The 10,077-nt window shown below is 59.6% G+C and carries 9 protein-coding genes; all 9 read right to left on the bottom strand.

Annotated elements, in window-relative coordinates; all coding sequences use genetic code 11:
- Window positions 1-658 precede the first annotated feature (658 nt).
- Window positions 659-979 (bottom strand): hypothetical protein, encoded by a 321-nt coding sequence (locus ASD00_RS27175; protein WP_057210260.1) that lies wholly within the window; start codon window positions 977-979, stop codon window positions 659-661.
- A 222-nt stretch (window positions 980-1,201) separates the two neighbouring features.
- Window positions 1,202-1,819 (bottom strand): GrpB family protein, encoded by a 618-nt coding sequence (locus ASD00_RS27170; protein ID WP_057210258.1) that lies wholly within the window; start codon window positions 1,817-1,819, stop codon window positions 1,202-1,204.
- A 393-nt stretch (window positions 1,820-2,212) separates the two neighbouring features.
- Window positions 2,213-3,331 carry an ABC transporter substrate-binding protein gene (locus tag ASD00_RS27165; protein WP_057210256.1) on the bottom strand — a complete coding sequence of 373 codons (1,119 nt, stop codon included), beginning with the start codon at window positions 3,329-3,331 and terminating at the stop codon, window positions 2,213-2,215.
- Window positions 3,332-3,396: 65 nt separating this feature from the next.
- Complete coding sequence (locus ASD00_RS27160; RefSeq protein WP_057210254.1) at window positions 3,397-3,930, bottom strand: sarcosine oxidase subunit gamma family protein; 534 nt, start codon at window positions 3,928-3,930, stop codon at window positions 3,397-3,399.
- Window positions 3,923-6,730 carry a 2Fe-2S iron-sulfur cluster-binding protein gene (locus ASD00_RS27155; protein WP_057210253.1) on the bottom strand — a complete coding sequence of 936 codons (2,808 nt, stop codon included), beginning with the start codon at window positions 6,728-6,730 and terminating at the stop codon, window positions 3,923-3,925. Before ASD00_RS27155 ends, ASD00_RS27160 begins: the two co-directional genes overlap by 8 nt.
- Complete coding sequence (locus ASD00_RS27150; protein WP_057210251.1) at window positions 6,711-6,995, bottom strand: sarcosine oxidase subunit delta; 285 nt, start codon at window positions 6,993-6,995, stop codon at window positions 6,711-6,713. Before ASD00_RS27150 ends, ASD00_RS27155 begins: the two co-directional genes overlap by 20 nt.
- Before the next feature lie 9 nt (window positions 6,996-7,004).
- On the bottom strand, window positions 7,005-8,258 hold the full coding sequence (locus ASD00_RS27145) for a sarcosine oxidase subunit beta family protein (protein ID WP_057210249.1): 1,254 nt from the start codon (window positions 8,256-8,258) through the stop codon (window positions 7,005-7,007).
- A gap of 268 nt (window positions 8,259-8,526) precedes the next feature.
- Entirely contained in the window at window positions 8,527-9,150 is a 624-nt protein-coding gene (locus tag ASD00_RS27140) for a TetR/AcrR family transcriptional regulator (RefSeq protein WP_244496140.1), read from the bottom strand.
- A 229-nt stretch (window positions 9,151-9,379) separates the two neighbouring features.
- The gene (locus tag ASD00_RS27135; RefSeq protein WP_057210247.1) at window positions 9,380-10,057 is read right to left on the bottom strand and encodes a DJ-1/PfpI family protein; all 678 of its coding nucleotides are present in this window, start codon (window positions 10,055-10,057) and stop codon (window positions 9,380-9,382) included.
- Window positions 10,058-10,077: the final 20 nt, after the last annotated feature.

The following is a 10,077-nucleotide window of genomic DNA, read 5'->3' as shown; positions in this document are numbered from 1 at the left end:
CGCCCGTCACCTCTGATCGATCAAAGCCTCACCGATGCCGTCAACGAGGCACACGTCTCAAGGCCCGCGCCTTCCCTCCCGCGCGAGCGGGTTCGTTCTGTGGCGCTATCCAGCCGAAAGCGCTGCTTCAAAGAAGCAGTCGTCTCCTGTCTGCGTCCATCACGTCTAGCGCTCAACGTCTTTTCGCGGCCCGCGCTTCTCTCTGGGATCGGCACTAGGCCCTCCCACGATGGGGTCCAGTAGATGATGTGGTCCAATCTATGCTGCATCCTGATGACGGATCATTCGTATAAACGCCGCCACGAACTCACATCACCATCGTCCGCGAAGGACGTCTTCCGCCGCTAAGCGAAACCTTAAATTCTTTTATCTTAATTGCCTTTGTGGCCGACCGTTATGCCGCCGCGGCGGCTCTCAAGATAATAGGAGCTCGAATCTCGCGCATAGGATGTCGCCGTTGAAAAGATCGCTAGGGATGCGACGCTTGTTAGCGCCAACGCTTTTCGTCTGTTCATGCTCGTACCAGTATGTTCTAAAACAGCGTCATAACAGAGTTTTCTAACGCGCAGCGGATCCTGACCTCGTAGTGATTGTCTGAGCGAATGAGGACAGAAATTCAACCAGGGCGGGATCACGATCGTCTCGAAAGTACTTCTGTTCAGGGCTTATTGTTCACCAGCAGCACGAGTGCGCGAAACCCGAAAGCCAACGGAACGATGACAATCGTGTACCACCCCGCAAACATCGCCGCCCATCCCCACCGGTATCGCCACGCGATGAACTCGCGAACGCCGTTGTCGTCAAACCAGGGGTCCAGGGAGACTTGCGCGAGGGCTACCACGTAGCAGAGTGTAAACGCTGCCAGCAGGGTCGCCGCCACCGACGATGCACCACACACTGAACGCGCGTTCCAGGCACTCCTCATCCAGACAGTCGACGTCAAAAGTAGTGCAACCGGGAAAACGAAGAACATAAACATGACTTTTCCAATTGGATCGTTGCCCCGGCGCCAGCGGGCGAGCGAACCGCTCCGCTGCCCCTGCCCCGATTAGGTCGAGATGATGCCCCTATCATCGCCCTCGACGCGCACAACTCCTGAATTTTGCTCCGTGAGGTTGGTCGCACGCCCCTTAAGTGGCAGGCTGGCATCAAAGGTGCTTCAACGAGATCGAATGATGGTTTTTCGATGCGTGCTAGTTCGCTAAATGGCCCTTTGCCAGCCTCTGTTATTGAAGATGTTTTGATAGATTTCTCGCACCACGTCCTGCTTCCTCAGGTTATACTCGGGTGCGCTTGACACTCCATCTTTCGCCAGCATCTTTGCATCTGCGTAGCGTTGCTTGTCGGCTGGATGCTCTCGCAGCCAATCTCGAAACAGAATATGCCGGACATGCTCGGCGCACCCGCGACCGAAAACGTGCAAATTCACGCGTGGATTTTCATGGCGGAGCATACGGTGCTGATACCAAGATCGCTCTCTGACAGTCAGTTCATATCCGAGTGCTTCCAGAACTGGCACGTAGTCGTCCTCGCGCTCAGGATCGGGGACAATGAGATCGATATCGATTACCGGCTTCGCAGGGAGCCCTGGCACTGCCGTCGAGCCTACGTGCTCGACGCTGAGCGCGACCTCGGGGATTAAAGCCTTGATCTCTGCTTCTAGGATTTCGTACTGCTCAACCCACATCGGGTTATAGCGTTCGACCTCAATTTCTTCGCGCTTCGGTCTACCGTTAACCCAGGGGTTTTCAGCAGGATCGCCTTCTTCAAAGGTGATGATCGTCGCTTCATCCGGCCAATGTTCTTCTCTTAGTTTCATAAATTTTCTCCTTGAAGGCAATGGCCCATTGGCCTCCAATACGCTGTACATCTTTTCACCGGCGCTGTTGCGCGGTGTGTCGCATATCGCCGATATGGCACTCAGTGGGTGCCACATATGTGGCATCTAATTCGAGGTACTCTCCTGAAATCCTCTCCGGGGTCGACAGACAGGTGTACTGCCAAACGATCTTGCCATCGCTACCAATGACGAACACGTGTCTGATGTCCTGCGGCACGTCCAGTCCGATGAACTGTTACATGGCCTGCTCCCGAGTTGGGTCGAAACAGCGGCAGGATAGCACCGACTGCAATTATCCCATGTCGGTCCGCGTCCACCCCGGTTCGCTCGAGAACGACGAAGTAGTCGCCGTTCTCGAGCGAGGATGAGCGTTTATTTAGCGATCGGCGCGTAGGCGCCGTTGCTCCAACGGTTGATGTCGTAGCTTGCGTCCTTCAGATCGCCTTTCTCGTCGAAGGCCACCGATCCGACCACAGTGTCAATCGGCTGGCCGTTCTTCAGGACCTCGGCGACCTTTGTCGGGTCGTCCGAACCGGCTCGCTCTATGCCCTGCGCGAAGGCCTGAATGACGGCATAGGAAAAGAGCGTAAATCCTTCAGGCTTGAAGCCACCCGCCTGGATTTTCGCGACCGCCTCCTCCGCCTCAGGCTTAGCCTGGGGGTCGGACGGGAAGACGAAGAGGGTGCCCTCACCTGCCGGGCCCGCGACTTGCCAGAATTCCGGCGAGGCGATCGAGTCCGGCATGATCAGTTGAAACTTGTAATTCTGCTCGGCCGCCTGACGCAGGATGAGCCCAGCTTCCGGATGATAGCCACCGAAATAGACTACATCGGCCTTGGCCTCCTTCAGCTTCGTGACGAGGGCGTTGTAGTCTTTCTCGCCCGCGTTGATGCCCTCGTAGAGGATATCTTTGAGCCCGTTCTCATTCATAGTGGCGCGCACCGCATTGGCAACGCCCTGACCATAGGCTGTCTTGTCATGCAGGACGGCGACGTTCTTGCCAGCATACTCCTTCGCGATCCACGGGCCGATGAAGGCGCCCTGGGCGTCGTCACGGGTGTAGAGACGCATGATATTGGCCCAACCCTTGGCCGCTGCGTCGTCCGTCATGACCGGGTTGGACGAGGCGGGGCTCATCATCAAAGTTCCGTTTTCTGCATAGACCGCCGAGGCAGGAATGCTGGACCCCGAGCAAGCATGACCATCGACAAACCCGATGCCACTTGCCGTGATCCGGTTGGCAATCGATACGGCTTGCTTTGGGTCGCATTGGTCGTCCTCGAACTGCAGTTTGATCTGCCGGCCAAGCACGCCCCCCTTTGCGTTTAAGGCATCGGCGGCCGCCTGAGCGCCCTGCTTGAATTGGTCGCCAATCGTGGCAAGGGGCCCAGTCATGGGGCCGGCCACTGCAAAGGTCAGGTCGTCATCCGCGCGCGCAGCCGTCCCCATGAGCAGGCCGAGGGCCGTGCCCATAATCAGAATGCTTCTCATTGTCTCAACTCCCTTTTGTTGCCCGCCTCAACGCAGGGCACTCCTCCAACACGAAATGTTCATGCTCAAGCTGGTTCTCTGGAAAGGAGTGGCTGGCATTCGAGCCATTCCCATAGATAGCCAGCAAGTCCTCGATCGACGTGAATGCGCAACGTCGTGTCCTCGTAGAAATAGACACTGCAGGTGAGGTCGCAAAACTTCAAGGTGGCGCAGGGACCAGGATTGTCGAGGTCTATCGACGTCGCCCGTGCCAGGAGATCCCGCACACCTTTACCCCGAGCCTCGAAGACACGTTGCGCCGAACCGAACGCAGTGACGCAATAGCCGTCATCATACCAACCACAGGCACACTCGGACGCGAGAATTCCGACCGCAAGCAACCGATCGCGAGCAACACGCACGGCATAGCGTTCGCCCGTGGCAAGGCCCAACGCGCCGATATCGTTGCCTAGACCATGGCGACTGCGAAAGCCATCGATCTCGCCGCTGACGAGAAGCTGCGTCAAGCCGGTGACAGCACGAACCTCGATGGTCCGACCGGAGAGGTGAGCACTGCCCCAATCTGGCTCGGGCTTCCACTTGTGCGAATTGTCAAGCATGGAGGCGGTCTCCGTTCGCGTCGAATGCGCAGGGGGCGACAATGCGCGCGCGTCGCAGGTCCCGGAGGTGCTGAAGCTCGATGATCTCTCCCATTCGGGAAAGGCCGCGCTCGATAAGTCCGAGCGCGATGGGCCGCTGCAATACAGGGCTGAAATAACTTGATGTGATAAAGCCTGCACTACGCACGCCGTTCTTGTGGTACTCGATCCCGTGTGCACCAGTCGGAAGCGCACCCTTGCCGTCGACCGTCTCAAGCCCGACGAATTGTCGCCGATCCGAGCGCAGAGCATCCTCCGTGACCAGCGAGCGGCGGCCAATAAATTCGACCTTCTTCTTTTCCAGCGGCGCAGTCAGACCGAAATCCATTGGCCGACTTGTACCATCCGTATCCTTGCCAATGACGATGTAACCCTTCTCCGCGCGCAGGATCATCAAAGCCTCCAGGCCGAGCAACGTCGCGCCGAACGCCTCTCCTTCCTGTAGCAATCGGGACCAGAGCCCGCCCGCGTGGTCGGCTGGCACGGAAATCTCATAGGAGCGCTCGCCGGTGAAGCTGATGCGCGCAATCCGCACCGGCACTCCTTCGAAGGCGCCGGATGTGACCGCCATGTGTGGCAGCGCCAGATCGTCGAGCGCGACGTCAAGGACGATCGCCTCGAGCAGCGCCCGTGCACGGGGACCGGTGATCGTCAACGTCGCCATCTCGGCGGTTGCATCGTGGATGAACACCCGCCGGCGGTCAAAGCGGTCCTGTCGCCATTCCTCCAAGACAGTATGCACTCCGGCGACATGGGACGAGGAGCAGGAGAGCACGAAGCAGTTCTCGTCCAGCCGCACGAGCACACCGTCGTCATAGACATTGCCGGCCTCAGTCAGGATGAAGCCGTAGCGGCATCGGCCGGACCTAAGGGTCGACATTGTATTGTAGTAGATAAAATCGAGAAAGGACGCGGCATCCGGCCCGAGAACCTCGATCTTACCCAGGGGCGAACCGTCGAAGAGCGCTACGCCGATGCGTGCGGCCTTAGCTTCCGCTTGGATACGTTCCTCCGCCGAGCCCACCCCATAGAAGGCCGGGCGGAGCCAGCCGCCATATTCACGAAACACGGCACCTGCCTGTCGATGTTCTTTTTCGAGCGGCAGTCGGCGCAGCGGGTTCATACGTGTGCCTGAACGTGCGCCCGCAAAGGAGGCGAGTGGCACAGGCGTGAAGGGCGGGCGATAGGTGGTCGTGCCTACCTCGGGAATGCGCCGACCGGTCAGTTCGGCCATCAACGCTAGGCCATTAACGTTGGAGGTTTTGCCCTGGTCGGTCGCCATGCCGAGCGTAGTGTAGCGTTTGACGTGCTCGACCGAGACGAAATTCTCTCGCACGGCCAGTTCCACATCCTTGGCCGTGACATCGTTTTGGAGATCGATCCAGACCCGCTCTTTTGCATCGGGTTTTGGCCAGGCAGCAACGATGTCGAATGCCTTACTGGCATCGCCCGCAAGCTCCGGCGGAAGAGAGAAGGCACCCGCTGCGGCGCCGATCACGTCCACACCGCCGACCGCACGCCCGGGCACAAAAGCGAGAATATCGTCACGCCAGTCAAGCTTGCCCTGTGCCTGGCAATAGAGATGCACTGTCGGCGTGAAGCCGCCGGAGGCGAGCACCGCATCCGCCTCAAGCGAACTACCGTCCGAAAGCTGCACGGCCCTGATGGACCTCTTGCCGCTCGCGGATATGACGGTGCGTCCTTTCAATACGTGCAGCCCCGCGGGAGCCGGGCCGTTCATGCGATAGTCAACGACGGTGACCTCGGCGCCGACGGCAGAGAGGGCCTCCGCCGTCTCATAGGCAAGCCCATTGTTCGTTGCGATCACCACCTTTCGGCCGGCTGCAACGCCGAAGCGGCGAAGATAAACGAGCGCTGCTTCCGCGGACATGATACCGGGCAAATCGTTGTTGCCGAAGGGCAGCGGCCGCTCGATGGCGCCGGTCGCGAGCACGATCGATTTCGCGCGGATCCGGAACAGCCGGTCCGGTGCACCGTCCATGCACAGTTGGTTCAGGCCGACGAGACGGTGGTCGTAAATGCCGAAGGCCGTCGTGCCAGTCAGCACGAGCGCACCTGCCCGTTCCAACTCCAGAACGACATCCGCGACCCATTCCACACCCGGCTTTCCTTCGATAATCCCCCCGCGGAAGAGCAGGCTGCCGCCGGCCTGCCTTCCGTCGTCGCAGAGCACGACGCGTCGGCCAGCGCGCACTGCGGTGCGCGCCGCGGCAAGACCCCACGGCCCCGCGCCGATCACCAGCACGTCGCAATGGTGGTTGATGTGTTCGGCGAGCCCTGGCCCCTCGGCGTTCGTATCCAGTGTGCCGAGACCCGCCATCTGACGGATGCGGGGCTCGAACCGATGCCAATCGGGAAACATGAAGGTCTTGTAGTAGAAGGCGGCCGGAATGAAGCGCGAAAATGCGTCGAGGAAGGCATGGCTGTCCTTCTCGGCGCTCGGCTCGGCGTTTACGCTTCGGACCACCATTCCGTCCTCAGCAAGGACCTGTGTCGCCCGGCTGTTCGGCATGCCCCCGGCTACGTCAACGAGCGCGTTCGGCTCCTCGACACCGGCGCCCCAGAGGCCGCGCGGGCGGTGATACTTGAAGCTGCGGCCAACAATGGAGACACCACCGGCAAGCAGCGCCGAAGCAACCGTATCCCCCGCATAGCCCTCGACCGCCCTGCCATCGAAGGTGAAGCGCAGTGGCCGTGTCCTGTCGATAGCCGCGCCGAATTTAGTGCGCCATGCCGTCATCGCCGCCCCCTTCCACCAGCGCAATGGTCAGCACCACACCGTGGTGCACCGTGTCGCGCTCCATGCGGAATACCTCGCCGCAGGTCAGGTGCATCCAGATTTCGTTTGCATCCCCGCGCGGATTGTTGCGCTCGTACAGGTAGGTAGCCCATCGGCCGTCAGTCAGGTCGCGGAAACCTTCCGGGCGGAGATTGCCGGCATCGCCACCGAAGTGGAATTCGTTCTCGTTTCTTGGGCCACAGAAGGGGCATGGGAAAAGCTGCATTTCGTCCTCCTAGTGCGCGATGCCGGAACCGGCCGCCTCGTCGATCAGGCGCCCGCGCGCAAAACGGTCGAGATCGAAGGGTCGGCTGACGTCGTGGTGTTTTCCCGTGGCCAGCAGATGGGCAAGCAGAGTGCCGCCGGCGGGGATCGCCTTGAAGCCGCCCGTTCCCCAACCGCAATTCAGAAAGAGGCCCGGCAGTGGGCTCTCTCCAAGGATCGGCGACGAGTCCGGCGTGACATCGACGATGCCCGCCCACTGCCGCATCAACCGGAGCTGCCGGAAGCTCGGGAACATTTCGAGCAAGCCTGAGATTACCTCTTCGAGGACGGGTAGATTGCCGCGCTGGCCATAGGATGGGACCCGGTCAAGGCCGCCACCGATGACGAGTTCCCCCTTGTCCGATTGGCTCGCATAGGTGCCTGTCGCCGGGGAAAGCACGACCGTGTCGAGCGCCGGCTTGATCGGCTCGGAAACGCAGGCTTGCAAAGCGTAGGAAGTGATTGGCAAACGGAAGCCTGCCTTGGCGGCGAGATGAGAGGAGTTGCCGGCCACGACCATGCCGACGCGGTCAGCCCGGACTTCGCCACGGTTCGTCGTTACGCCGCGGCATCGTCCGCTCTCGACGAGAAACTCCTCGACCTCACAAGACTGGATAATATCAACTCCCATTCGGTCGGCAGCGCGCGCATACCCCCATGCGACTGCGTCGTGACGCGCCGTACCCGCCCTTCCCTGCCAGACACCGCCGAAGACCGGATAGCGCGCCTCCGGTGAAGCGTTGAGTAACGGCAGCACCCGACGGACGTCATCGACGCTAAAGAGCTCAGCGTCTGTAGCGTTGATTTGCATGGCATTGACCGTGCGCGCGGCCATTTCCATCTCGGCCTCGCTATGCGCCAGGGTGATAATCCCACGCTGGGAGAGCATGATGTTGTAGTTGAGGTCGCGCCCCAGTGTCTCATAGAGACGGAGTGCCAGATCATAGAGCGCAGTGCTCTCGGGGAAGAAGTAGTTCGACCGCACGACCGTTGTGTTGCGCCCGGTATTGCCGCCGCCAAGCCATCCCTTCTCGATGACCGCAATGTTGTGGATGTTGTGGTTCTTGGCGAGGTAGTAGGCGGTCGCAAGCCCTTGGCCGCCCCCACCAATGATCAGGATGTCGTAGCGCGACCTGGGTTCGGGTGAGCGCCAAGCCTTCTGCCAACCTCTTTGGGCGTTGAGGCCCTCCTTGAACAACGAGAAAGCGGAATAGCGCCGCGTCATCTGGATGCACCGGTGTTCGAGCCCGCGGCGCGCGAGCGGTCGGCTGACAAGGTTGACTGCTGCTGCATTGAGATGCCCTACAGATGGAGGAACCGGGCCATCAGAGATCCGAGTGCGCGATCCACTGACGTATCAGTAGCGACTCTAGACACATATGTCTAGATACTCTGGCTCTGACACCATTTCCCGGCCATGCGTCTTCGGGACCTTCAATATACGCAGGGGCTAAGGCAGTAGGACGGTGTGTACAGATGCGTCTAGAAAAAGTTCAATTCGGAGGCTGGCGGCGTCGCATCATTGCGGCAAAGGCCTCGACTTCATCATCGGCTGGAAGACGGCCCGTGAAGCTGAGGAGGTACGGCCGAACCAACCGCAACCGCATTTCGAGATCGTCGCGTATGCCGAGCGTGAAGTGGCCGACTTGAGTAAAATAGAGGACCCGTGCCCGGATAAAGGCCTCTTCCTCGGGATAGGAGTAGCGCACAAACATGCGAGTGATCGCATCGACGCGTTGATCATCTGCCTGATCGACCACGTCGCGAATCACAGCTTCCACCTGGCCCCAAGACCTGACTGCCGCATCGAGGCGTGGATCAAAGAGGGCTGGGTCGACCCAGCACTCAAAGATATGGCAGACAGCCTTGGTTACAGTCGCCGCCGGGCGTAGCGCCCGCTCGATGATTGGACTGGTGTTCTTGGTCAGCCAGTGTTCCAGCAACTCCCCGTGCAATGCCTGTAGATCGGCGAAGAACCAGTAGAAGCTCGATCGCGAAACACCGAGCCTTTTGGCCATGACCTGGATTTTTACGCTGGCAATACCCTCCTCGATCAGCGCATCGATGCCGGCATGGATCCAGGCCTCTCGCGTCATACGGCCAACGGTCTGCTGCACTGTCTCTTCCTTTGCCCGCCGGAGCCTCTTTGCGCTCACCGGTTCTCCTTCAGCCGAATTGCTTGCCACGTACGGATCTGAATCTAAAGTACAAGCAATATCAAATTCGGTAATCGAATGCATCGGTGGAAGTGCCCGCCGAGCCACCCATCCTTTGGCGACATCAGCTTGATTACGTGCACCCCTTGAGCGACGCGAGCATTTTCGGAGCCAGCCGATAAATTCCGATTCAAATATCTCGCGAAGATCGATGCAGTATTTTCTCGCGCTCCGTACGTAGTGCGACAAGACGTTGCCTCGTTTGCTCAAGCACTTTCGGCGATGCTTCCTTCGGAGTGCCGGACGAAAATGGCGGTGCGGGAGCATATTCCAGTGCGAGTTGGACTATTTCGGCTTCTGTACGCCCCAGGAGCTCACCAATTACGGATAATCCGAAATCGATGCCCGAGGTAACGCCGCCCGCTGTGATCAGATTGCCATCGCGTACCACACGCTCTTCGACAGGCGTGGCGCCCAAGCAAGGAAGGAAATCGAGTGCATTCCAGTGGGTCGTGGCGCGTTTACCCTCAAGCAGCCCAGCCGCCCCCAGCACCAGTGCGCCAGTGCAGACGGACGTGACGTAGCGCGCCTGTGCCGCCCGCTCCCGAACAAACTCAAGCACCATGTTGTCGAGCAACAGCGCATTGATACCGCTTCCGCCTGGAATGCAGAGTACGTCGAGTGGCGGGCAGTCAGCAAAGGTCGTGGTTGGCGTCAAAGGTAATCGAGTTGAAGCCAGGACGGGCTGTAGATCTTTCCAGACCAAATGAACCTCTGTTTCATTTGCGGAGGCGAACACCTCATAGGGTCCCGTCAGATCAAGTAACTGAACATCGGGAAATGCGAGGATTCCGAAATGGAAAGGCATGAAAGACTCCTGATTGACTT

The organism is Ensifer sp. Root31 (genome assembly GCF_001424825.1).
GTDB classification, from domain to species: domain Bacteria; phylum Pseudomonadota; class Alphaproteobacteria; order Rhizobiales; family Rhizobiaceae; genus Ensifer; species Ensifer canadensis.
This window is presented reverse-complemented; position numbering and strand designations above follow the sequence as displayed.

What these genes read in the sequence shown, in the direction of transcription:
- ASD00_RS27175 (WP_057210260.1), bottom strand. Translation starts at nt 979, where the DNA reads ATGTTTATGTTCTTCGTTTTCCCGGTTGCACTACTTTTGACGTCGACT.
- ASD00_RS27170 (WP_057210258.1), bottom strand. Translation starts at nt 1,819, where the DNA reads ATGAAACTAAGAGAAGAACATTGGCCGGATGAAGCGACGATCATCACC.
- ASD00_RS27165 (WP_057210256.1), bottom strand. Translation starts at nt 3,331, where the DNA reads ATGAGAAGCATTCTGATTATGGGCACGGCCCTCGGCCTGCTCATGGGG.
- ASD00_RS27160 (WP_057210254.1), bottom strand. Translation starts at nt 3,930, where the DNA reads ATGCTTGACAATTCGCACAAGTGGAAGCCCGAGCCAGATTGGGGCAGT.
- ASD00_RS27155 (WP_057210253.1), bottom strand. Translation starts at nt 6,730, where the DNA reads ATGACGGCATGGCGCACTAAATTCGGCGCGGCTATCGACAGGACACGG.
- ASD00_RS27150 (WP_057210251.1), bottom strand. Translation starts at nt 6,995, where the DNA reads ATGCAGCTTTTCCCATGCCCCTTCTGTGGCCCAAGAAACGAGAACGAA.
- ASD00_RS27145 (WP_057210249.1), bottom strand. Translation starts at nt 8,258, where the DNA reads ATGACGCGGCGCTATTCCGCTTTCTCGTTGTTCAAGGAGGGCCTCAAC.
- ASD00_RS27135 (WP_057210247.1), bottom strand. Translation starts at nt 10,057, where the DNA reads ATGCCTTTCCATTTCGGAATCCTCGCATTTCCCGATGTTCAGTTACTT.